20 protein-coding genes are annotated in these 21,390 nt (G+C 73.3%); 7 read left to right on the top strand and 13 right to left on the bottom strand.

Going from position 1 to position 21,390, the window contains the following annotated elements:
* Nucleotides 1-15 precede the first annotated feature (15 nt).
* Entirely contained in the window at nucleotides 16-1,152 is a 1,137-nt protein-coding gene (locus ACFWXC_RS50490; RefSeq protein WP_384490640.1) for an LLM class flavin-dependent oxidoreductase, read from the top strand.
* Between the two features lie 133 nt (nucleotides 1,153-1,285).
* The gene (locus ACFWXC_RS50485) at nucleotides 1,286-3,196 is read left to right on the top strand and encodes an AMP-dependent synthetase/ligase (RefSeq protein WP_384490638.1); all 1,911 of its coding nucleotides are present in this window, start codon (nucleotides 1,286-1,288) and stop codon (nucleotides 3,194-3,196) included.
* Between the two features lie 73 nt (nucleotides 3,197-3,269).
* Here the strand turns inward: ACFWXC_RS50485 and ACFWXC_RS50480 are convergent, their stop codons facing one another.
* Together ACFWXC_RS50480 and ACFWXC_RS50475 are read right to left on the bottom strand one after the other, a co-directional pair.
* Nucleotides 3,270-3,677: a rodlin gene (locus ACFWXC_RS50480; RefSeq protein WP_351735082.1), complete on the bottom strand. Its 408-nt coding sequence runs from the start codon at nucleotides 3,675-3,677 to the stop codon at nucleotides 3,270-3,272.
* 231 nt (nucleotides 3,678-3,908) lie between these two features.
* On the bottom strand, nucleotides 3,909-4,319 hold the full coding sequence (locus ACFWXC_RS50475; RefSeq protein WP_384490635.1) for a rodlin: 411 nt from the start codon (nucleotides 4,317-4,319) through the stop codon (nucleotides 3,909-3,911).
* A gap of 269 nt (nucleotides 4,320-4,588) precedes the next feature.
* Between ACFWXC_RS50475 and ACFWXC_RS50470 the strand changes: the two genes are divergently transcribed.
* The 3 genes from ACFWXC_RS50470 (at nucleotide 4,589) to ACFWXC_RS50460 (ending at nucleotide 6,276) form a co-directional block, all read left to right on the top strand.
* On the top strand, nucleotides 4,589-4,999 hold the full coding sequence (locus tag ACFWXC_RS50470; RefSeq protein ID WP_384490633.1) for a rodlin: 411 nt from the start codon (nucleotides 4,589-4,591) through the stop codon (nucleotides 4,997-4,999).
* 220 nt (nucleotides 5,000-5,219) lie between these two features.
* Entirely contained in the window at nucleotides 5,220-5,471 is a 252-nt protein-coding gene (locus ACFWXC_RS50465) for a chaplin (RefSeq protein ID WP_384490656.1), read from the top strand.
* A 118-nt stretch (nucleotides 5,472-5,589) separates the two neighbouring features.
* A complete protein-coding gene (locus ACFWXC_RS50460) occupies nucleotides 5,590-6,276 on the top strand; it encodes a chaplin (protein WP_384490631.1) in 687 nt (228 codons plus the stop codon).
* Between the two features lie 58 nt (nucleotides 6,277-6,334).
* On the opposite strand, the gene ACFWXC_RS50455 is transcribed toward ACFWXC_RS50460, so the two are convergent.
* Together ACFWXC_RS50455 and ACFWXC_RS50450 are read right to left on the bottom strand one after the other, a co-directional pair.
* A complete protein-coding gene (locus tag ACFWXC_RS50455; protein ID WP_384490629.1) occupies nucleotides 6,335-7,591 on the bottom strand; it encodes an FAD-dependent oxidoreductase in 1,257 nt (418 codons plus the stop codon).
* Nucleotides 7,591-8,934 carry an ATP-grasp domain-containing protein gene (locus tag ACFWXC_RS50450; RefSeq protein WP_384490627.1) on the bottom strand — a complete coding sequence of 448 codons (1,344 nt, stop codon included), beginning with the start codon at nucleotides 8,932-8,934 and terminating at the stop codon, nucleotides 7,591-7,593. Before ACFWXC_RS50450 ends, ACFWXC_RS50455 begins: the two co-directional genes overlap by 1 nt.
* A gap of 174 nt (nucleotides 8,935-9,108) precedes the next feature.
* Here ACFWXC_RS50450 and ACFWXC_RS50445 point away from each other — a divergent pair, with 174 nt between their 5' ends.
* Nucleotides 9,109-10,431 (top strand): glycoside hydrolase family 26 protein, encoded by a 1,323-nt coding sequence (locus tag ACFWXC_RS50445; protein ID WP_384490625.1) that lies wholly within the window; start codon nucleotides 9,109-9,111, stop codon nucleotides 10,429-10,431.
* Here the strand turns inward: ACFWXC_RS50445 and ACFWXC_RS50440 are convergent.
* The 9 genes from ACFWXC_RS50440 to ACFWXC_RS50400 are packed head-to-tail and all read right to left on the bottom strand — an operon-like array spanning nucleotide 10,428 to nucleotide 20,785.
* Nucleotides 10,428-11,546, bottom strand: a complete 1,119-nt coding sequence (locus ACFWXC_RS50440; protein ID WP_384490623.1) for a GNAT family N-acetyltransferase — start codon at nucleotides 11,544-11,546, stop codon at nucleotides 10,428-10,430. The two genes, ACFWXC_RS50445 and ACFWXC_RS50440, sit on opposite strands and share 4 nt — an antisense overlap.
* Entirely contained in the window at nucleotides 11,543-12,190 is a 648-nt protein-coding gene (locus ACFWXC_RS50435) for a lipopolysaccharide biosynthesis protein (RefSeq protein WP_384490621.1), read from the bottom strand. The genes ACFWXC_RS50440 and ACFWXC_RS50435 overlap by 4 nt, the downstream gene beginning before the upstream one ends.
* Nucleotides 12,187-13,326, bottom strand: a complete 1,140-nt coding sequence (locus ACFWXC_RS50430; protein WP_384490620.1) for a glycosyltransferase — start codon at nucleotides 13,324-13,326, stop codon at nucleotides 12,187-12,189. Before ACFWXC_RS50430 ends, ACFWXC_RS50435 begins: the two co-directional genes overlap by 4 nt.
* The gene (locus ACFWXC_RS50425) at nucleotides 13,327-14,082 is read right to left on the bottom strand and encodes a polysaccharide deacetylase family protein (protein WP_384490618.1); all 756 of its coding nucleotides are present in this window, start codon (nucleotides 14,080-14,082) and stop codon (nucleotides 13,327-13,329) included. It abuts the gene before it with no gap.
* On the bottom strand, nucleotides 14,066-15,748 hold the full coding sequence (gene murJ / locus ACFWXC_RS50420) for a murein biosynthesis integral membrane protein MurJ (protein ID WP_384490654.1): 1,683 nt from the start codon (nucleotides 15,746-15,748) through the stop codon (nucleotides 14,066-14,068). Before murJ ends, ACFWXC_RS50425 begins: the two co-directional genes overlap by 17 nt.
* 2 nt (nucleotides 15,749-15,750) lie before the next feature.
* Nucleotides 15,751-17,046 (bottom strand): O-antigen ligase family protein, encoded by a 1,296-nt coding sequence (locus tag ACFWXC_RS50415; RefSeq protein ID WP_384490616.1) that lies wholly within the window; start codon nucleotides 17,044-17,046, stop codon nucleotides 15,751-15,753.
* Between the two features lie 2 nt (nucleotides 17,047-17,048).
* Nucleotides 17,049-18,470 (bottom strand): exopolysaccharide biosynthesis polyprenyl glycosylphosphotransferase, encoded by a 1,422-nt coding sequence (locus ACFWXC_RS50410; RefSeq protein ID WP_384490613.1) that lies wholly within the window; start codon nucleotides 18,468-18,470, stop codon nucleotides 17,049-17,051.
* Nucleotides 18,467-19,627: a glycosyltransferase family 4 protein gene (locus ACFWXC_RS50405; RefSeq protein ID WP_384490611.1), complete on the bottom strand. Its 1,161-nt coding sequence runs from the start codon at nucleotides 19,625-19,627 to the stop codon at nucleotides 18,467-18,469. Before ACFWXC_RS50405 ends, ACFWXC_RS50410 begins: the two co-directional genes overlap by 4 nt.
* 57 nt (nucleotides 19,628-19,684) lie before the next feature.
* Complete coding sequence (locus ACFWXC_RS50400; protein WP_384490609.1) at nucleotides 19,685-20,785, bottom strand: DUF3344 domain-containing protein; 1,101 nt, start codon at nucleotides 20,783-20,785, stop codon at nucleotides 19,685-19,687.
* 276 nt (nucleotides 20,786-21,061) lie between these two features.
* Between ACFWXC_RS50400 and ACFWXC_RS50395 the strand changes: the two genes are divergently transcribed.
* The gene (locus tag ACFWXC_RS50395; RefSeq protein WP_384490607.1) at nucleotides 21,062-21,301 is read left to right on the top strand and encodes a chaplin; all 240 of its coding nucleotides are present in this window, start codon (nucleotides 21,062-21,064) and stop codon (nucleotides 21,299-21,301) included.
* Nucleotides 21,302-21,390 lie beyond the last annotated feature (89 nt).

Raw genomic sequence — 21,390 nt, 5'->3', positions numbered from 1 at the left:
ACCAGAGGTTGTCTCATGAAATTTCAAGTCCTCGACATCCTGCCGCACCTCAAGAACCCGGTGACCGGGCGCGAGATCCGTACCGACGAGCGGTACTCCCAGGCGCTGACCTCGGCACGCTACGCCGAGGAGTTCGGGTTCGACGCGGTCGCGCTGGGCGAACGGCACGCCGGTGCCTTCCTTTCCAGCGGCGTCACGGTCCTGCTCGGTGCGATCGCCGCGACCACCAGCCGGGTCCGGATCCAGACAGGCGTCTCGGTCCTGTCGATCCACGACCCGCTGCGCGTCGCCGAGGACTACGCCACGATCGACCAGCTCTCCCGCGGCCGACTCGAACTCGTCATCGGCAAGGGCAACGAGCTGCGCCAGCTGCCGATGTTCGGTATCGAGAACGGCGACCAGTGGGATGCGCTGGCGGAGAAGTACGAGCTGCTCCGCCGGCTGTGGCGCGAGGAGAACCTCACCTGGGAGGGCCGCTTCCGCGGACCGCTGAACGAGGTCACCAGCCTGCCGCGCCCCTTCGCCGGCGCCCCTCGCGTGTGGCACGGGTCGGCGACCACGCTGGCCTCGGCGAGCCTCGCGGCGAAGTGGGGCGACCCGCTCTTCTCCGCCAACGCCATCCAGCCCCGCGACAACTACACCGTACTCATCGACCACTACCGCAAGGAGTACGTCCAACACGGGCACGATCCCCGGTTCGCCTATGTCGGCGCGGGCGCCGGCTTCCTCTACCTGGCCGACACGACCCAGGAGGCGCGGGAGGCCTTCGGGCCGGCGTACGAGCGGATCGTGGCCTACTTCAACCAGCCCGGGAACCACACGCCCGGCAACGAGATGACGTTCGCGACCATCGATGACGCCATCGAGCGTGGCCCCGTCCTGGTCGGCTCGCCGCAGCAGATCGCCGAGAAGATCCTCTGGTTCCACGAGGGGTTCGGACACGATCTGCAGTCCTTCAGCCTCCCGACGTTCATCCCGCACGAGCAGCAGCTCGCCATGCTCGAACGGTTCGCCAGCGAGGTCATACCGGTGGTCCGCAAGTCTGCCCCGACGACCCTGTGGAGCGACGAGGACCCCTACGGCGGGCGCCCCGCCGCCCAGGGCCGGACTGTCGCCGACGCCGCCACGAAGATCGAACAGGCGCAGCGCTGATCGCACGAGAGTGCGATAGCGCCTCGCGCGCCGACGCCCGCGTGGGCGCGCTCGACCCCCACCCGCCCGCACTCGGAACCCAACCCGTCCCAACCCATTGACGCGTCCTTACCTATGAGTAAGTTGACGCCCCATGGGTGTACGCAGCGACCTCAAGCGAGCACGTCGACGTACCGACCTCGCCTCCCGGGGCGAGGTCGAAGTCATCAGGGACGAGGCCGGCGTCGTACGGGAGGTGCGCCGGGAACGTCTCGCCGCGCCCCTCGCCACCGGCTCACTCGCGGACCTCCCCTACACCAACGCGGCCGAGGATCCCCGCGCCACGGCGATCCGGCGCGGCGAGGGCACCGTCACGGCCGCCGCCTTCGCCGCCCAGGTGACCTCCGTGGCAAAGGGGTTGATCGCCGCCGGCGTGGCCGCGGGCGACCGCGTCGCCGTGATGTCCCGCACCCGCTACGAGTGGACGGTCCTCGACTTCGCCATCTGGTCGGCCGGCGGGGTGACCGTCCCGGTCTACCCCACCTCCTCCGCCGAGCAGGTGGAGTGGATCGTCCGGGACTCCGGCGCCCGCCATGTCGTCACCGAGACCCCGGAGAACACCGCCACCGTCACCACCGGCACCGCCCAGCACTCCCAACTTCCCCGTGTCTGGGAACTAGACGCGGGCGCGGTCGCCGAACTCACCGCCCTCGGCGCGGACCTCCCCGACGAGGACGTCGCCAAGCGCCGCGGCACCCGCACCCCCGACTCGACCGCCACGGTCTGCTACACCTCCGGCACCACCGGCCGCCCCAAGGGCTGCGTCCTCACCCACGCCAACCTGCACGCCGAGGCCGCCAACACGGTCGAGCTGCTGTACCCCGTCTTCCAGGCGGTCACCGGGCAGACCGCTTCGACCCTGCTGTTCCTCCCGCTCGCCCACATCCTGGGCCGCACGCTCCAGATCGCCTGTCTGATGGGCCGGATCGAGATGGGACACTTCCCGAGCGTGAAGCCGGACGAACTCCGGCCCGCACTACGGGAGTTCCGGCCGACGTTCCTGGTCGGGGTGCCGTACCTCTTCGAGAAGATCCACGACACCGGGCGGGCCACGGCGGAGAGGATCGGCCGGGCCGCCTCCTTCGACCGGGCGGAACGGACCGGCGTGCGCTTCGCCGAGGCCTACCTGGACAGGTTCCTCGGCACCGGAAAGGGCCCCGGCCCCGGCCTGTACGCCGCCTGGGCCCTGTACGACCTGCTGGTCTACCGCCGTATCCGCAAGGGGCTCGGCGGCCGGATGCGGTACGCCATCAGCGGCGGCTCCCCGCTCGACCGGAACCTCAACCTGTTCTTCCACGCGGCCGGGATCGTCGTCTACGAGGGCTACGGCCTGACCGAGACCAGCGCGGCCGCCACGATCGTGCCGCCGCTGGCGCCCCGGCCCGGCACGGTCGGACAGCCGATCCCCGGGACGGCCGTCCGGATCGCCGACGACGGCGAGGTGCTGATCAAGGGGCCGGTGGTCTTCGGGTCGTACTGGAACAACCCGGCCGCGACCGCCGAAGTGCTCCCGGACGACGGCTGGTTCGCGACCGGCGACCTCGGCGCGCTCGACGAGGACGGCTATCTCACCATCACCGGCCGCAAGAAGGACCTGCTGGTCACCTCTGGCGGCAAGAACGTCTCGCCGGCCGTCCTGGAGGACCGGCTGCGCAGCCGTGCGCCCGTCGGCCAGTGCCTGGTCGTCGGCGACAACCGGCCCTTCGTCGCCGCGCTGATCACCCTGGACCCCGAAGCCCTCGCCCACTGGCTGTCCGTACGGAAGCTGCCGCCGGACACCCCGCTCGCCGATCTGGTGCGCGACGACCGGCTGCGGGCCGAGGTGCAGAAGGCGGTCGACCACGCCAACGCGGCCGTCTCCCGCGCCGAGTCGATCCGTGCCTTCGCCCTGGTCGAGGGCGACTTCACCGAGGACAACGGCCTGCTCACCCCGTCCCTCAAGGTGAAGCGGCACGCGGTGACCGCCCGCTACGCCGACGAGATCGAGGCGCTGTACCGAAAGTGAGCCGCCGGACGTGAAAAAGGCGGCGGGCCACCGGAAGAACCGGTGACCCGCCGCCCGCGGAGCGTCCGCCGGACTACTTGTTGGCGGTGCCGTTGGCGGACAGGGCCGCGATGTCGTCCAGGATGTGCGACAGCGGCTCGTCGCCCTTGGCCTGGGTGGAGTTCTCGACGCACTGCTGGTTCTGCGGGGAGGACAGGACGTTGATGTCCTGGACGTTGATCGGGACGGCGCCGACGAGGCCCTGCAGGTTCAGCTTGGCGGGCAGGCCGACGCACGGCTTGTTGAGCGACCCCTGGACCAACGAGAGCTGCGGGCTCTGGTCGCCGAACGTGGCCGAGTTGCCGAACTCCGACTTGGCGCCGTTTCCGCTGGCCGAGGTGGTGCCGTTGTCGTTGCCGGTGGCCAGGGCCTGGGGAGCGGCCGTGGCCGCGAGACCGGCGACGGTGGCGGCAACGGCCGCGGTTGCCCACAGCTTCTTCATGTTCGTTCCCTTTCGAAAGGCGGACTCCGGGGAGGAGCTGCGTGATCGTCAACGGCCGAAACCGCGCCCGGGTTGCGTGCTTTGCTCCCATTGGAGCAGCGCAGTCCGATTAGGCGACGAGCGCCCCGACGGGTGCGGATGTCCCGGAAACGACGCAGGCCGGCGGGGAGCCGGGAAGCCGGCGGCCCGCCGGCCGAGAGCACCCCGACAGGGGCCCGGAAGGCGTCGGTACTACTGGTTGGCGGTGCCGTTGGCGGACAGGGCCGCGATGTCGTCCAGGATGTGCGACAGCGGCTCGTCGCCCTTGGCCTGGGTGGAGTTCTCGACGCACTGCTGGTTCTGCGGCGCGGACAGGACGTTGATGTCCTGGACGTTGATCGGGACGGCGCCGACGAGGCCCTGCACGTTCCCCTTGACGGGCAGGCCGATGCACGGCTTGTTGAAGGAGCCCTGGATCAGCGCCAGCTGGGGGCTCATGTTGCCGTACGTGGCGGAGTTGCCGAACGCCTGCGAGGCGCCGTTGCCGCTCGCCGAGGTGGTGCCGCGGTCGTTGCCGGTGGCCAGGGCGGGCGAGGCGGCCGCAGCGGTGGCGCCGACAACGGAGGCTGCGACAGCGGTGGCGGCCAGGACCTTCTTGATCACTTGTCAATTCCCTTCTGAGGACACCCCGTCGACCGGAGCTCTCTGGTCAACTGCATGCGATCCCATTGGTTGCTCCCCTTCACCCCGATGGCCCAGGATCCGGCAATGCCCGACCCCGCCGTCGGGCCGGTTCTCACGGGAATTCCGGACGGGGCACCGGTCCGATCGGGTGACGTACCGCGTGCCTGCCGCAACCATTCCGGGTGCGGGCGGTTGATGCCGGGCAGGAACGTCCGTCTTGGCGTAAAGCCGGGAAAGGAAATAGCGAAATGCTGAAGAAGGCAATGGCCGCGGTGGCGGTCGCCGCGTCCGTCGTAGGTGTGTCGGCGGCGGCAGCCCCCCAGGCGCTTGCCACCGGCAACGACCACGGCACCACCTCCGCCAGCGGTAACGGAGCCAAGTCGGAGTTCGGCAACCAGGTGACCAAGGGCAAGATGAGCCCGCAGGCCACGCTGGTCCAGAGCTCCCTGAACAAGCTGTGCGTCGGTCTGCCCGTCAAGGGGAACGTGCAGGCCATCCTCGGCGCCGTCCCGATCGACGTCCAGGACATCAACGTCCTGTCCGCGCCGCAGAACCAGCAGTGCGTCGAGAACTCCACCCAGGCCAAGGGCGACGAGCCGCTGTCGCACGTCCTGGACGACATCGCGGCCCTCTCCGCCAACGGCGTCGCCAACCAGTGACCCCGGTCTCGTGGAATCCGCCCGGGCGGCGTGCGTTCACACGCCGCCCGGGCGGATTTCGTTGCGATCAACCAATTCCTGCTGTGAAGGCGTTCGAGTGAATTACCTGACGGCGCGCGTTCCGTAGTTTCTTCGGCTGCCTATTTCTCGTTCTACAGTCTGCCGGTCATGGTGCGAGCCATTCATGCTGTGCTCGCTCGGTTTCGGCCGTCATACGGGCATGACCGCAGAGAAGGGAAAGTTCATGAAGAAGACCGCTGCTGTCGCCGCCGGTGTAATCCTGGCCTTGGGCGCTGCCGTTCCGGCCTTCGCGGACTCGGGTGCCGGGGCTGTTGCCGCTGGTTCTCCGGGCGCCATCTCCGGCAACGCGATCCAGGTTCCGGTCCACGTTCCGGTCAACGTCTGCGGCGACACCGTTGACGTCATCGCGCTGCTGAACCCCGCGTTCGGCACCCCCTGCGCCAACGACTGACGACCTCAGCGCAGCGCACCAGCCGTCCGGCTGTGTCACGGCCGGCCTCGGACCGTCGATCTTTCGCATCCGCGCTCCGAGGCCGGTTTTTCCACTTCTGAGCAGGAAGACAACGAGATTGCGACAGACCCTCAGCAGGGGAATGGTCCTGGCCGCCGCCGCGGCCGGCATGCTGTCCCTGTACGCCGGTCCCGCGTTCGCCGACACGGACGCGACCGGGACCGCAGGCGGTTCACCGGGTGTCGTGTCCGGCAACAACGTCCAGGTCCCGGTGAACGTGCCGGTCGACGTGTGCGGAAACTCGGTCGACGTGGTGGCCGCGTTGAATGCGGCCTTCGGCAACTCCTGCGCGAGCGAGTCGGATGCGGACGAGCACCCCGACAACCGCGCACCCGAGACGTCCTACGGCGACCTTGGCGCCGACACCTCGGGCTACGGCAGTACGGAGTGCGACTCGGGCTACGGCGCCGAGGGCTCGCCCGGCACCACCCCGCCCCCCTACGGCGGCGAGACCTCGCCCCCCTGCGGCGAGACTCCGCCCCCGCCGACCCCGACGCCCCCGTCGCCGACCCCGACACCTCCGCCGCCGACCCGGACGGCCCCGCCGCCCAGCCGGACGACGCCCCCGTCGCCGAGCCCGACACCTCCGCCCGGCGGCGGACACCACCAGGGAACGCCGCCCACCCTGCCGCACACCGGCAGTGACCGTGAGGCCATGCTCGCGGCCTCGGCCGCCAGCGCCGCACTGATCGCGGGCGGGACGATGCTGTACCGACGAGGCCGAGCCTCGTCCCGCCGGTCCTAGGGCCGGTCCGTCCCGCCGGGTGCCGGACGCCTCCTGAAGGCTCCGGCACCCGCGTCCGTCAGCTCCGTACCGTGTCCGGTGCCGGCTCCCGGTGGTCCGCATCGAGGCCCCAGCCGGCCGGGCCCGAGCGCAGCCGCCGCCGTACCCCGCGCACCAGCGTGCCCGCGGTGAAGCCGGCGCCGTGCACGAAGCGCATCGCCGGGCCGAAGCCCGCGGCCGTGATCAGACCGGCCAGGAACAGCCCGGGGTAGGACGACTCGAAGTCCCGGCCGACCTCCGGCGCCCCGTCGGCCCCGGTCACCAGCGTCGTCCGCAGGTCGTCGGCCAGGAGCCCGAGCCGCTCCCGGGTCGCCCTGAACCCCGTGGCCGCGATGACGTGTTCGGTCTCCAGGGTGCCCACCCCGCCGCCGCGCGTCTCCGTGTCCAGGCGTACCCCGCCCGCGGTGGCCCGGGCCGCCGTCACCTCGCGGCCGAGCAGTACCTCCACCCCGGACTCCACCCGCTCCCGCACCCACCAGGCGCCGGCCGGGCCGAGGGCCGTGGCCGCGATCCGCGCCCGGGTCGGCTCCGCGAGCCGCCGGTACAGGCCGGGGCGCTCGGAGTAGAACCAGTTGCGCCAGCCGGGGCCGAGGCCGCTGTGCGGGGCGCGCGCCGACTGCCACCAGGGGCGCTCCCAGGGCGGCGGCACCTCGTTCCAGTACAGCTCTTCCGCGCGCACCAGCACCCGCACCCTGCTGCCCTGTTCGGCGAGGAGTGCGGCGGTCTCCAGGGCCGCCTGGCCGCCGCCGATCACCGTGACGTCCCGGCCCCGGAAGCGGTCGAGGGCGGCGTGGTGGCTGCTGTGCGAGACCAGCTCGGGGGAGAGGCCGCGCAGCGCGGACGGGATCTCGACGAACGGCAGCACGCCGACGGCGAGGGCGACGGTCCGGCCGTGCAGGGTCTCGCCGTCCTCCGTCGTCGCGTCGAATCCGCCGGCGCGGGGCGCGATGCGGGTGACGGTGCGTTCGTCGACGGGCGGGGCGGCGTTGCGGGCGAACCACAGGCCGTACTCGGTGAACATGTCCAGCGGGATCGGCCGCCCGTGCCGGGCCTCGACCCCCCGGCCCGCGCAGTACACGTCCAGCCGCCAACGCGCCTCGGGGTCCGACAGGTTGGAGGCCCAGGGTTCGGACTTGAGGAACATCCCGCGGGGCATGTGGTCGCGCCAGGACGCCATCGGGCGGCCGAAGACACGCACGTTCAGCCCCGCTGCCGCGGCGTGGGACGCGATGGACAGGCCGTACGGGCCCGCGCCCACCACCAGCAGGTCGTACATCAGCAGCTGCTCGCTTTCTCGTCGTCGGACCGGTCGGGCAGACCGGACAGGCTGGCGGCACCGGACACTCCGGAGAGTTCCTCGTCCAGGACCGCCGGGCGGCGTTCCCCGGCCGGTTCCCCGGCCTGGCGGACCACGACGGAGGCCGGCGGCGGGACCGGGGCCGTGCCGGGGCGCAGCCGGCCGAGGAGCCGGCCCGCCACATGCCGGCACCACAGCGCCCACATCGCCAGGCCCGGCCCCCGGTCGTCCGGGGCGCTCCAGGCGAGCTCGCGCCCGCGCGGGGCCGGCCGCAGCGCGCTCAACGGCGCGTAGTTCTCCACCACGAACGCCCGCCCGGCCAGCGGTGCCCCGGCGGCCAGCGGGCGGTGGGTCAGATCCAGGTGCAGGGCGCGTACGACGTCCAGGCCCGCGCTGTCGGTGAAGAGCCGGAACTGGGCGCCCGGACGGGGGTTGAAGTCGAGGAGGTGGTAGCGGCCGGTGCTGCCACAGCGCCGGAAGTCCAGGTCGAAGATGCCCCGGAAGCCCAGTTCGCCGGTGAGCCGTTCGGCCAGCCCCTGGACCTGCGGGTTGGGCGTCCACAGGCCGACCGCGGTCAGGCCCGCCCCGCGCGGCCAGGACCGCTGCTTGCGGCCGGGGCCGCCCGCGCGTACCGCCCCGGTGCGGTCGGCGTAGCCGTGGAAGAACCAGTCGCGGTCCGGGCCCGGCGGCAGGAACTCCTGGAGCAGCAGCCTGCTGCCCGCCTCGTCGGCCCGCAGGAACAGCTCCCGCGCCTCCCGCGCCGAGCGCACCACGACCGTGCTGCGCAGCCCGGACCCGGCCGGCACCAGCCAGGGCCGGCTCCACTTGGCGACCACCGGGAGCCCGAGCCGCCAGACGGCGGCGGCGGCCTGCTCGGCGCTGTCCGGGACGAGGGTCTGCGGGTGCGGGATCCCGGCCGCCGCGCACACCTGGGCCAACTCGGCCTTGTCGGCGACCCGTTCGGGAAGCAGGGCGGGCTGATGCGGCAGCAGGTAGGCGGGCGCGAGGTCCTCGCGGAGCCGGCCGACCGCGATCGCGCTCGCGTCGTCCATCGGGATCAGCACCGCCGGACGGGCGATCCGCGCCGCCACCCGGCGCAGCACGGCCACGATCTCCGCGGCGGACGCACCCGGCGCCGGCGGCGGATGCAGCTGCCGTACGAATCGCGACCTGCCGACCGGACTGCCGGTGGAATCGGCGACCAGATGGACGTCCACGCCGGCTCTGCCGAGCGAGCGCACGGCCCCGAGGGTGCCGTGGTGAAAGGGATTCCGGTCGATCCGCAGCAGAACCGCGGGAACCCGGATGTCTAGCAGCGACACGGACCTTTTCCTTTGCCTCGGTTCACCCGTGCGGGCGTTCGGCGCACCCGAAAGCCGCAGCCGCACTGGCGGTATTCATATTGATATGACTGAGTGTCAGTAAGTGGTACTTCCTCAACGAACGTGCGAGCGGACGAGAAGAACTGACGAGAACTGGTGGAGAAAGGAGCAGGCATGGCTCCACAGCAGCGAAAGCGGCCGAGGTCCCGGTCGCACCGGCGGGCTGTGGTCGCGGCGGTGGCGGCGGTCGTCGTCGCCTCGGCGACCCTGGCGACCGGTCCGGGATTCGCCGCGGGTGCGGAGGTGGCGCTGGTCACGGACCCGACTCCGGCTCCGACACCCACGACGTCCGTCCCGGCGTCGGCGGCACCCCTGCCGGTCCCGGCCAGTCCGGCGGTGGTCGCACCGGCACCGGTGAGCCCCGCCCCCGCGAGGGCGGCGCCGCCGGCCTTCGGGGCCTTTCTGGACTCCGGGCCGCTGGGCGTGGCCCGCATGGCCCAGCTGAGCGGCTGGCTCGGCGGCACCGAGCTGAAGGTCGCGCACACGTATCTGCCCGGCAACCGCTGGGCCGACATCGAGGGCGCACCCGGCTTCCTGGACGTCTGGGCGCACTGGCGGCGGGAGAAGGACGACCGGATGCTCGTCCTCAACGTGCCCATGCAGGAGCGCAACGAGGACCACGTAGGGGACGCCGAGGTCCGGTCGCTGCTGGCGCAGGGCGCCGCCGGGCTGTTCGATCACCACTTCCGGGCCCTGGCCGAGCGGCTCGTGGAGCTGGAGGTGCCGGACACGGTCGTCGTGCTCGGCTGGGAGATGAACGGCACTACCTACACCCATCGTTGCGGGCCGGACCCGGAGGCCTGGAAGAAGTACTGGAAGAGAATCGTCACCACCATGCGTGCGGTGCCGGGCCAGAAATTCCGGTTCGACTTCACGCCGAGCCGGGGCCGCGACGCCGTTCCGTGGACGGAGTGCTACCCCGGGGACGACACGGTCGACGTCGTCGGCATGGATTCCTACGACCAGCCGACCGGTCTTTCCTTCGACGAACAGGTCCGGGAGCCTTACGGACTTCAGCAGCACGTCGATTTCGCGAAGGCCCACGGGAAACCCGTTTCCTATCCGGAATGGGGTCTTTTCCGCAACGGTGACAACGCCGAATACATGAGGCGGATGCTCACCTGGATGGACGAGCACAAGCCGCTGTACAACACGCTGACCGACTACTGCCCGCACGGCGTCTGGCAGTGTTCGGACAACCCGCGCTCCTCGCGGGTCTACCGCTCGGCCCTCTCCGGCCGGACCGACACCGCGACCCCGACGCCGGTACCCACCCCGGACCTCCCGACCCCGAAACCGACCCCGACTCCGACCCCCGTTCCCGGCACCACGCCCCCGGCCGGCTGCGCGCCGATGGACCTGGGCGAGTGGGTCGAGTACTGGCTCGGCGGGAAGCTCTGCGTCCGCCTCGACTGGTGGTCGCGCACGCGGAGCTAGTCCTGCTGCCGTTCCTTCCACCGGTGCCGCACCTCCTTGACCCGCTGCCGGGCGGCGGCGTCGCACAGCGCCGCCGTCAGCAGCGGTGCGGTGCGGCGCCGGGCCAGCAGCAGCCGCTGGTTGGCGACCGGCTGGGGCCGCCAGTGGTGCTTGTACGGCTCGTTCCCGCGCAGCAGGCTCAGCGCGCCCCGCTCACCGGCGCCGGTGTGCTGGGCGCAGGCGTCCAGGAGCATCACCGCCACGTCCGCCTTGCGCTCGCGCAACTGCGGATGCGCCCCGTACAGATAGCCGCCGGCCAGGCTCGGCGACAGCAGGGTCAGATCGACGGCGACCACCTCGTCGTCCAGCCGGAACTCGGTGACCACCGCGTCCCCGGAACGCACCATCGGCCCCACCGAGCGCACCAGATGCTCCCGGAACCGCGACTGGAGGTGTTCCGTCGTCACCTTCCGCTCCTGCCACTGCAGCCGGTGCAGTTCGAGGAGCCGCCCGAGCGCGGTGTCGACACCCTCCGGACCCACGACGTCCCGGCGCACCCCGAGCGAGCCCAGCTTGCGCAGCTTGGCGCGCACCCGCTGGGCCTTGTTGGACGGCAGCCGGGCCACCAGCTCGTCCATGGACACGGCGGGCAGCTCCAGGCACAGCGAGTCGGGCACCTTCCGGCACGGCCCGCGCCAGCGGTCGTACACCTGCTCCACCGCACCGCCCGGACGCACCTCACGGAAGTCGATCAGCGCCGTCCGCGCCGCCCGGGCGAGTTCCTGGGTGAGCGCGGCCGCCGCCCGGCCGTCGTCGGCGTCGGCCAGCAGCACGTCCGTGTAGTCCGAGATCGCCCCGCCCAGCGGCACCAGCGTGGGCAGCGGCCGGCGCACCAGCATCAGCGGGGCCGCGCCGACCAGTTCACCGCCGTGACGCACCAGGACCAGGCGGAGCCGGCCCGGGACGCCGTACGAGCGCCACCAGGAGTGCAGCCAGGCGTGGCTCTGGAACGGGGTGGCCGTGCCGCACCGCTGGTAGAGACGGCCCCAGGCGGGGGCCAGCCCGGCGAAGGTGCCCTCGTCGGTGACGAGTTCGGTGGTGTGCGCGGCGAGCGTCGGGTAGGCCGTCGCCGTCACAGCTGTCCGTGCACGTCGGCGGCGACGGCAGGTCCCGGCACGGAGGCCTGCGGAGCGTGGTCGTCCTCGTGGCGCCGGGGCCGCACCAGCAGCACCAGCCCGGCCAGCAGCCCGCCCGCGCTGGCGCCCACCAGGCCGGTCATCTTCGGGGACGCCGAGGTGGGCGCGGTCGGCTTCAGCGCCCGGGAGAACTGGAGGAGTTCGACGTGCGTGTCGCCCTTGGTGTCGTTGGCGTGCTGGGTGAGCGAGCGGGCCACCGCGTTCGCCATGTCGGCGGCCTGGAGGGCGTGCGGCGAGGTGGCCGAGACGGCGACCATCGGCGCGTCCGGCGAGGTCTCCGTCCGCACGCTCTCCCGCAGCGTGTTCACCGGCACCCCGGCCCACACCTGGGCGTCCCCGAGCACCGCGAGCTGGGTGGCGACCCGGCCGTAGGCCTGCGCGAAGCCCTGCGCGGTGGCGGTGTCGGACCGGTCGGCGGGGACGGCGATGACGTAGCTGGTCGCGGTGTAGCTGCGCGGTGTGAGCACGCCGTAGGCGCCGCCCAGCAGCGCGCCGGCGGCGACCCCGGCCGCCAGCAGCGACCAGGGCGGGACCGCCCGGGCGCGGGCGAAGGGGCGGGCTGCCCTGGTGGTGTTCTCGGTCATGGCGTACTGGCTCCCTGAGGGGTGGTGGCGAGTGCGGCCGCGTAGACGTCCATGAGCTGGGCGGCGCTGCGGGTGATGCAGTAGTGACGGGCGGCCTCCGGCGCGGTGCGCGGACCGGGCCCGGCGGCGCGGGCGGCGGCCAGTGCCTCGGCGTAGGCACGGGCACCGCCCTCGATGCGGCGGGCGCCGGGGGCGGCGGCGGGCGGCAGGTCCTCGACGGCGGGGCAGGAGCTGTAGAGGACGGGCAGCCCGGCGGCCAGCGCCTCGATCACCGCGAGCCCGAAGGCCTCCTCGGCGCAGGGCGAGGCCAGTACGTCCATGGCGGAGGCGAGGGACGGGAGGTCCGGGTCGGCCGGGCTGTCGGAGACGTACGGCCGCTCACCGGCGAACAGGACCCGGCCGGCGACCCCGGCCTCCTCGGCGGCCCGGCGCAGCGCCCCCTCCTCCGCACCCCCGCCGACCAGCAACAGGCGGCAGTCCTGGGGGAGGTGGGCGAGCGCCCTGATCAGGACGTCGAACCGCTTGCCGGGCGCCAGCCGCCCGATGCCGCCCACCACGAAGGCGTCCTGCGGGATCCCGAGACGGGCCCGGGTGCGCTGCCGCCGGTCCGGGTCGAAGCGGAACCGCTCCAGGTCGATGCCGTTCGGCACGACCTCGATCCGCGGCCCCGGCACCCCCCACCCGCGCAGCCGCTCGGCGACGGTGGGGGACACGGCGACCGTGGACCGGCCGAGCCGTTCGCCCGCGAGGTACAACGCCCGTACCCCGGCGTTCAGCCGGCGCCCCTCCAGCTGGGTGTCGCCGAGCGAGTGCTCGGTGGCGACGACGGCCCGCACGCCCGCGAGGCGCGCCGCGATCCGGCCGTAGAGACAGGCCCGGTAGAGGTGGGTGTGGACGAGGTCGTAGCGGCCCCGGCGGATGACCCGGACCAGGCGGGGCAGCGCGGCCAGGTCCCGGTTCCCGGCCATCCCGAGATGGACCACCCGCACCCCGTCGGCGGCCAGGGCGCGCGCGACCGGCCCGGGGTTGGTGAGCGTGACGACGTCGCAGGAGACGGGCAGATGGCGCAGCAGCAGCCGCAGTTGCTGCTCCGCCCCGCCGACCCCCAACCCCGTGATGACATGCAGGGCCCTCATTCAGAGCCCCTTGACGGGACGGCGGCGCAGCCGGTGCAGCCGGTACTTCAGGAAGAGGCGCAGGGCGTGGTCGTTCTGGCCGATGTGCACCCGGGGCAGGGTGTGGACGCCGTTCAGGTCGCCGGGGTCGATGGCGCAGGCGTAGCCGTATCCGGCGTCCCGTACGGCGTCGACGACCCGCTGGTCGACGGTCCCGTAGGGGTAGCAGAAACCGTCCACGGGGGCCTGGATCAGCTCCTCCAGGAGGGCCCGGCTGTCGGCGGTCTCGGCCCTGAGGGTCTCCGCGTCGGCCTTCGTCAGGTCGACATGGGTGAGCCCGTGCGAGCCGATCTCCACGCCGGCCGCGGCCGCCCGCCGGACCCCGTCGGCGGTGAGCAGCGGTTTGCGCGGGCCGAGCGAGTCCCAGCGGTTGTCGCTGCCGAGCCGCCCGGGCAGCACGAACAGGGTGGCGCCGCAGCCCCAGCGGTCGAGCAGCGGCAGGGCGTGGTCGAGGAAGTCGGCGTAGCCGTCGTCGAAGGTGAGCCCGACCAGCCGCCGCCCCTCTCCCCGGGCCCGGGCGGCGAGCAGTTCGGCGACCGACACCCCGCGCAGCCCCCGCCGGCGCAGCCAGCCCAGCTGGGCGGCCAGCCGGTCGGGGGTGACGGTGACGCGGTACGGATCGTCCGAGCAGTCGCCCACGGAGTGGTACATGGCGACCCAGGGGACCGGGCCCGCCAGGTGTCTGATCTTCTCGGCGGACTCAATGGAAGACGGCATGCGCGAGCCTTCGGGTGACGGTGCCTACGGAACGGAGTGCGGGTGCGAAGCCCTGGGCGTCCAGCGCCCAGCCGAGCAGGACGAAGATCGCGGTCACGGCGGTGATGCCGGCCGCCAGACCGGTGAGCGGGTCCGCGGGCTGTCCGGCGACGAAGGTGCCGACGACCGTGGCGACCACGGCGGCCCGCACCGGCCGGCTCAGCTCGGTCAGCACCCGCCGGGTACGGATCGGGACACTGCGCGGGCCCATGCCGGACAGCAGGAGCACGGAGGTGACGGTGATGCCGGTGGCGTTGGCGGCGGCGATGCCGGTGACGCCGTACCGGTCCACCGCCATCGCGCCCATCCAGGAGGTCACGGCGATCCCGGCGGCCATGGCGCCGACCGGGTACCAGGTGGCGCGGCCCGCCGAGAAGTAGGAGCGGACCAGCACCCCGACCATGGTCTGCCCGAGCAGCCCGAGCGCGTAGACCCGCATCACCCCGGCGGTGGCCGCGGTGTCCGCCGCGGTGAACGCCCCCCGCTGGAAGAGGAGGTGGACGAGCTGCGGCGCACACGCCACGACCACGGCGGTGCCGAGCAGGACGACGCTCGCGGCCACCGACAGATCCCGCTCCACCCGGCGCCGGGCCCGCTCGATGTCGCCCTCGGCCAGCGCCCGGGCCACCACCGGGAAGGTGACCGTGCACAGCATCATGGACATCGTCATCGGGATCTGCGCGACCTTCTGCGCGTAGTTGAGGTGCGAGATCGCCCCGGAGTGCAGATGCGAGGCGAGGAACCGCTCGATCAGCACCTGCGACTGCCGGCACAGCGCGAACAGCAGCACGGTGGCCATCAGGACGACGTTCAGCGGCTCCGCCTCGGCGACCGGGTCGCCGGCGGCGGCCTTGACCCGGCGCCGCAACTGCCCGAGCAGCGACGGAAGCTGTACGGCGACCATCAGGAAGCCCCCCGCCGCCACCCCGAACGCGGCCGACCGCACGCCCCAGTCACCGCCGAAGGCGAACATCGCCGTGATGATGCCGGCGTTGTAGGCGACGTAGATCGCGGCCGGCGCGAGGAACCGCCGGTGCGCGCGGAGGGCGGCGCTGCAGTACCCGGCCAGCCCGAAGGTCAGCACACAGGTCGCGGTCAGCCGGGTGCAGTCGACGGCGAGCCCGGGGTCGCGCAGACCGGGCGCGAGCACCTCGACGAGCTGCGGGGCGCCCCCGATGAGAAGGGCGCCGACGGCGGCGAAGGCGAGGGCCAGCTTGGGCAGGGTGCCGGCGACCAGCGCCCGCACGGGGTCGCCGGGAGCCCCCTGCGCCCGCCGGGCGAGGGCCAGGCTGAAGGCGGGGATCAGCGCGAAGGCGAGCCCGTCCTCGATGAGCAGCGTCGCGGCGAACTCGGGAATGGTCCAGGCGACGAGAAAGGCGTCGGTGTCCTGCCCGGCGCCGAAGAGCCGGGCGAGCGACTGGTCACGGACGAGCCCGAGGAGCGAGCCGACGACGGACAGGGTGGCGGTGACCAGAGCGGCTTTGGCGAGCACTCCGCGGGAGGACGGCGCCCCGTCAGGGGCGCGGGGCTGTGACGTCTGCGGCTCCGCCGCGGGGGCGCGCTCGGCACCCGCCGACCCGCTCTCGACCCGCGACCCGGGCACGCCCGAAGTCCTGGACGGCGTCATCGTCATGGCGAACGCTCCGCCCCCACCAGCGCCCACCAGGCCACCGCCCCGAACACCACCGCCGTCAGCACGGTCGACGGCCCCCCGATGTCCGCGTACGCGAAGTCCACGAGCTGCCAGACCAGCAGCCCGCACCCCACCAGCGCACAGTCGAGGCCGTCACCGCCGCGGACCCGCCACAGCCCGCGCACCGCGCACACCAGCAGCGCCAGCCAGCTGCCCGCCAGCGCCAGCGCCCCGAGCAGCCCCTGCTCGCTCAGCACCAGCAGGTACATGTTGTGCGGCGACAGCAGCGGCTGCTTGCGGAACGCGGCCCCCGCCCCCTCCGTGTCGCTCCCGGAGGACAGCGCCAGCGAGGCATGCCCGTCGCGGTACGCCGGGAAGTTCTTCAATCCGACGCCGGTGACCGGGTGTTCGCGCCACATGCCGGTCGCCGCCGCCCACAGCGTGTAGCGGTCCAGCACCGACTGGTCCGGCGCGTCGGTCACCTGCCCGATGCTGCTGAGCCGCTCCTGGAGCATCGCCGTACCCACCCCGAAGCCCCCCACCAGCACCACGCCCGCGGCGACCGCGACCGCGGCCACCTTCAGTGCCCGCCGCAACCCGGCCAGCGCCAGCTGCACACCGCAGGTGAGCACCGTCGCGATCCAGGCCCCGCGGCTGAAGGACACGGCCAGCGGCAGCAGCAGGCCGAGCGCGCACACGCCCGCCGCCGCCCGCTGCCGTACCGGTGACCGGCCCAGCGCCAGCCCCAGCGCGCAGACCAGGCCGAACGACACCACGGTCGCCATGCCCATCACGTCCTGCGGCCCGAACGTGCCGACCGCGCGGATCTCCTCGCCCTGGTACGACGCCCCGGTCCCGGTGAGGTACTGGTACACCCCGACGGTGCCCTGCCACCCCGCGAGCCCCACGAACGACCAGGCCAGCAGCCGGAAGTCGGCACGGTCCCGGATCAGCAGCAGTACGGCGGCGGGGACCAGGACGAACACCTGGAGATAGCGGCCGAAGCCGGTCAGCCCGGCCCCCGGGGAGGACGCGCCGGCCGCCGCGACGGCCAGGCCCACCACCGGCATGCCCAGCACCACCGCGGCCGTCGCCGACAGCGGCCGCCGCCGTTCCCGTAGCGTCCGCACCGCGGCGTACAGCACCACCAGCGCGGACACCGCGTCCGCCGGTCCGGCGCCGCTGTCGCCGCCGGCCGGGGTGAGCGGCAGGGCGAGGACCGCGAGCACGGCGGCCGCGGCGAGGACCGGCGGCAGCCGCAGGGGCCTGGCCGGGGAGAGTGCGAAGCTCATCGTCAGCTCCCCGTCGAGCGCACGAGCGAGGCCGCGGTGCGCAGCAGGATGCAGATGTCCTGCCACAGCGACCAGTTGTCGATGTAGGCGTTGTCGAAGCGGGCCCGGTCCTCGATGGAGGTGTCGCCGCGCAGCCCGTGGATCTGGGCGAGTCCGGTGATGCCGGTCCGCATCCGGTGGCGGGCCGCGTAGCCCGGATAGGCCTGGCTGAACTGGCCGACGAAATACGGCCGTTCGGGGCGCGGGCCGACCAGGCTCATGTCGCCCCACAGCACGTTCCACAGCTGGAGCAGCTCGTCCAGGGACGTCTGGCGCAGGAACCGGCAGAAGGGGCTCATCTCGCTCTCGCCCGCCACGCTCCAGCGCGTCGCGGCCTCGTGCGCGTCGACCGGGCGGTGGGTGCGCAGCTTCAGCAGGGTGAAGGGGCGCCCGTTCCGGCCGATGCGCTCCTGCCGGAAGACCACGCCGGGTCCGTCGGTGAGTCGCAGTACCGCCGCGCACACCAGGAGCAGCGGACTGACCAGGACGAGCGCCGACCCGGAGACGACGATGTCGAGGACCCGCTTGCCGACGCTGCCGCGCCGCCGCGAGCGCATCTCGAGCCGGCGGCAGGAGAACCCCGCGAGCTGCTCGCGCATCTCGTACGCCGGTGAGTCCGCGTCGACCTCCCAGACCACACAGCCCGACTCGGCCAGCGCCCGCAGCAGCGGGCCCTGTTCGGTGCGGACGGCGGGGTGGACGGTGAGGACGGCTCGGACCCCGTTCTGGATGAGGGCCCGCTCGACCTCCTCGCCGGTGGTCAGCACGGGCAGCCCCTCGGGGCCCTCCGGGTGGTCGGCGACGACACCGACCGGCCGTACGCCGAAGCCCGGGTGGCGCAGCACGGCGGCGGCGACCCGCTGGGCGGTGGCGGCGGGGCCGATGACCAGGGCGGCGCGCGGGTGGCGCAGCAGGGCCAGGCGGCGGCGCCAGTGCACCAGACCGCGGCCGGCACAGGCCGCCGCCGCGTGCAGGGCACAGCCCAGCAGCAGGGTGCGGGCGGGCAGCGCGCGGTCCGGGTACCAGGCGGCGACGGCGGCGGCGAGGCCCAGCCAGACGACGGCGATCCGGCCGCAGACCGCCGGGAGTTCGTCCAGGATCCCGGCCACCCGCCCGGTGGGCTGCGGGCGCAGCAGTATCGCCCCGGACACCAGGAGACCGACCAGGACGGGCCGGCCCACGGCCTGCGCGAGGGCGACCGCGCCGAGCAGCGCGGCGCACAGGTCGGCGGCCAGCAGCGGTGCCGGGGAGGCGGCCCGCGCGGGCGGCCGCCGCGGCGGGAACCGGAAGCCTCCGGCGGTGCGGGCCGGCAGGACCGAGACGGGCGAGAGTCCGTGCTCCCGTGGCTGCGGGCCGGGGGAGGGGACGGTGCTTTCCGCGGTCACGAGTGGATGGACTCCCTGCACTCAAAGGACATGAGCGGCCGCCCGCCGAGGAGTTCGCGGTACAGCCCCGCGACCGCCTCCGCCGTGCGCCGCACATCGTGCGTGGACTGGACGTGCCGCCGCCCCCGGTCGCCGAGCGACGCGCGCAGCTCCGGGTCGAGCAGCAGCCCGGCGACGGCACCGGCCAGCGCGCCCGGCCGTCCCGGCGGCACCAGGCAGTGCGCGGCGTGCCCGGGCGGCAGGCTCTCGCGGGCGCCGTCGACATCGGTGACCAGCACCGGCCGCCCGCAGGCCATCGCCTCCAGCGGGGCCAGTGCCATGCCCTCCCAGCGCGAGGGCAGCACCACCAGGTCGGCGGCCCGGTACCAGGGGCGGACGTCCGCGACGGCGCCGGTGAACTCGACGGAGGCGGGGGCGAGCCGGCGCAGCGCCTCGTCGTCCGGTCCGTCGCCGACCAGCGCCAGCCGGGCGTCCGGCACCCGGCGCAGCACCTCGGGCCAGGCCCGCAGCAGCACGTCCTGGCCCTTCTGCGGGCACAGCCGGCCGACGCAGACGACCAGGGGTGCCCCGGGCCCGGACGGGCCCCGGGTGTACGGGGCGCTCGGGGCGCCCGGGGTGAAGTGCTCGGTGTCGATGCCGTTGGGGACGACGGCGTACTGGGCACGAATCCCGGCGCGCACGCCGGTCGTGCGCTCCGCCTCGCTGACACACACCACCCGGTGCGCCCAGCGCGCTCCCCACCGCTCCCACCGCAGCGCCAGCGCGGCGGTGACCCCGCCGACCGCCTCGAAGGACCAGGCGTGCGGCTGGAAAAGGGTCGGGACACGGCCGCGCACGGCCAGGCGGCCGGCGAGGCCCGCCTTGGCGCTGTGCGCGTGCACCAGCTCCGGCCGCACCTCGTCGAGCAGCGGGCCGAGCCGTCGTACCTCGTCCCGGAGACCGGCGCCCGGGGACCGGTCGGCGCACCACCCGCGCACATCGGCGCCCAGTTCCCGCGCGGCCTCGGCCAGTTCACCACCGGGGCAGGCCACCGTGACCCGCAGACCGGCCGTGAGCTGGGCCTTCGTCAGGTCCAGGACCACCCGGGCCACCCCGCCCTCGACGGGTTGCGCCAGGTGCATGACCCGTCGCCGAGGGTCGGTTGCTGATCGGTGCATACGCGGTATTCCTCGCTCACGGGGGGCGCTCGGGACTGCGGGCGGAGACGCGCCGCACTACTGCATGTCCACGGCGGCGAAGAGCGCGCCCGCCCACGCCGCGTCGCGCTGGGAAACGAGCCCGAAGGTCAGCTGGTCACCGCCCTGCGCGAGACCGGTGCCGAGATCGAACACATCCGAGTCGTAGCCGAGCGTGTTGTCGTACGCCGGCTCACGCCGGGCGCGTACCCGGTCGGGGTCGTTGATCGTGGAGTTGAGTACGTCGTCGGCCGGGTCGGCGGAGTCACCGAGCGGGGTGGGGGCACGACCGGCGAGGGAGTATGTGAGCGAGTCACCGGTGCCGCCCCGGTCGCCGTTGTAGGCCACCAGACCCACCCGGCCGCCGGCGCCACGCGGGATACGTAGCCCGTTCAGCCGTATCTCCGCCGCCCGGTCGAGGGAGTCGAAGCCGTCCCAGAGGGCGAGCGTGCGCAGTGGCTCCGCCGGGTTCCGGTACGCCACCACCAGCGTCCAGCCGCCCCAGGCGCCGGCCCCGGACCTGCCCATGGCCACGTTCACCTGGCCGACCGTCCACAGTCCGGAGCCGCTCGACCGGACCAGGTCGGTGATCTCCGCCGAGGCCTGGAAGGCGTCCGCGCCGCCCTCCGTCCGGTGGCCCACGACCGTGTCGGCGAGCAGTTCCTTGTACTGGCCGCCGGGCTCGGCGATCAGCACCCGCCCGTCGTCCTTGGCCGGCTTGTGCTCGCCGGCCAGCAGATTGCCGCCCCAGTACAGCCGCGCGTACGTCACCTGGGAGCCCTCCGGCAGCCGGACCTCGGCGCGTGAGGAGTTGTAGGTGTTCGGGTCGTCGTCGACGTCGACGTAGAACATGTCGAAGTTCCCGTTCACCGCCGGGACCCGGCCCTCCCGGGCCGCCGAGCAGGGCGGTTCGGCCAGGAGTCCGAGTGCCGTACGGCAGCTGACGGAGGCGTTGGCCGCGCGGGTCAAGCCGCCTCGCTGCACCACGTGATAGCGCTCGGCGAAGGGGATGCGCGGGGCCTCGGGGGAGGGCGGGGCGGCCGGAGCGGTCGCCCGGGCGGTGCCCGGTGCCCAGATCGCGGCTAGGGCGAGCGCGCCCACCGACGCACGGCGCAGCGGCGGGCCCAGGGGATTGCGCATGACCGGCTTCGCCCTTTCGGGAAGGGAGGGGGAGACGGGAAGAGCAGGAAGAGCGGGAAGAGTGCGATGTGATGCAAATACGGGTAAGTCAGGAGATGTGCAACTCTAGCCGCTAACCGCACTAATCGGTCGAAACTGGGCAAGTGTGTCGGAATGGTGAAGGAGGGCTTCCGGGAGATCACTCGTTCGGCGGCACAACCCGAGCCGGTGCCGCGCGTTGACACGGCGCTGGGCATCCGCCCGGATGTTTGTTTCGACCCCAAGGAGCACCTCTCCATGTCGCGTATCGCGAAGGGCCTGGTCCTGTCCACCGCCGCCGTCGCGGCCGTCGCCGGCGGCGCCGGCGTGGCCGCCGCCGACAGCGGCGCGAACGGCGCCGCCGCTCACTCCCCGGGCGTGGTGTCCGGCAACGTGATCGAGGTTCCGATCCACGTGCCGGTCAACGTCTGCGGCAACACCATCGACGTGATCGGCCTGCTGAACCCCGCGTTCGGCGAAACCTGCCTCAACGACTGACGCTGCTGCGGCTTTTCCCTTCGGCCGGGCGGCGGCCCCCCCCCCCCCCGCGGCGGCCGGCCGGGGGGGGGGGCGCGGCCCGGTAGCCC

This window comes from Streptomyces sp. NPDC058683, from assembly GCF_042716195.1.
GTDB lineage: Bacteria > Actinomycetota > Actinomycetes > Streptomycetales > Streptomycetaceae > Streptomyces.
This window is presented reverse-complemented; position numbering and strand designations above follow the sequence as displayed.

Coding starts and splice junctions, on each gene's coding strand:
- ACFWXC_RS50490 (WP_384490640.1), top strand. CDS start 16: ATGAAATTTCAAGTCCTCGACATCCTGCCGCACCTCAAGAACCCGGTG.
- ACFWXC_RS50485 (WP_384490638.1), top strand. CDS start 1,286: ATGGGTGTACGCAGCGACCTCAAGCGAGCACGTCGACGTACCGACCTC.
- ACFWXC_RS50480 (WP_351735082.1), bottom strand. CDS start 3,677: ATGAAGAAGCTGTGGGCAACCGCGGCCGTTGCCGCCACCGTCGCCGGT.
- ACFWXC_RS50470 (WP_384490633.1), top strand. CDS start 4,589: ATGCTGAAGAAGGCAATGGCCGCGGTGGCGGTCGCCGCGTCCGTCGTA.
- ACFWXC_RS50465 (WP_384490656.1), top strand. CDS start 5,220: ATGACCGCAGAGAAGGGAAAGTTCATGAAGAAGACCGCTGCTGTCGCC.
- ACFWXC_RS50455 (WP_384490629.1), bottom strand. CDS start 7,591: ATGTACGACCTGCTGGTGGTGGGCGCGGGCCCGTACGGCCTGTCCATC.
- ACFWXC_RS50445 (WP_384490625.1), top strand. CDS start 9,109: ATGGCTCCACAGCAGCGAAAGCGGCCGAGGTCCCGGTCGCACCGGCGG.
- ACFWXC_RS50435 (WP_384490621.1), bottom strand. CDS start 12,190: ATGACCGAGAACACCACCAGGGCAGCCCGCCCCTTCGCCCGCGCCCGG.
- ACFWXC_RS50430 (WP_384490620.1), bottom strand. CDS start 13,326: ATGAGGGCCCTGCATGTCATCACGGGGTTGGGGGTCGGCGGGGCGGAG.
- ACFWXC_RS50425 (WP_384490618.1), bottom strand. CDS start 14,082: ATGCCGTCTTCCATTGAGTCCGCCGAGAAGATCAGACACCTGGCGGGC.
- murJ (WP_384490654.1), bottom strand. CDS start 15,748: ATGACGCCGTCCAGGACTTCGGGCGTGCCCGGGTCGCGGGTCGAGAGC.
- ACFWXC_RS50415 (WP_384490616.1), bottom strand. CDS start 17,046: ATGAGCTTCGCACTCTCCCCGGCCAGGCCCCTGCGGCTGCCGCCGGTC.
- ACFWXC_RS50405 (WP_384490611.1), bottom strand. CDS start 19,627: ATGCACCGATCAGCAACCGACCCTCGGCGACGGGTCATGCACCTGGCG.
- ACFWXC_RS50400 (WP_384490609.1), bottom strand. CDS start 20,785: ATGCGCAATCCCCTGGGCCCGCCGCTGCGCCGTGCGTCGGTGGGCGCG.
- ACFWXC_RS50395 (WP_384490607.1), top strand. CDS start 21,062: ATGTCGCGTATCGCGAAGGGCCTGGTCCTGTCCACCGCCGCCGTCGCG.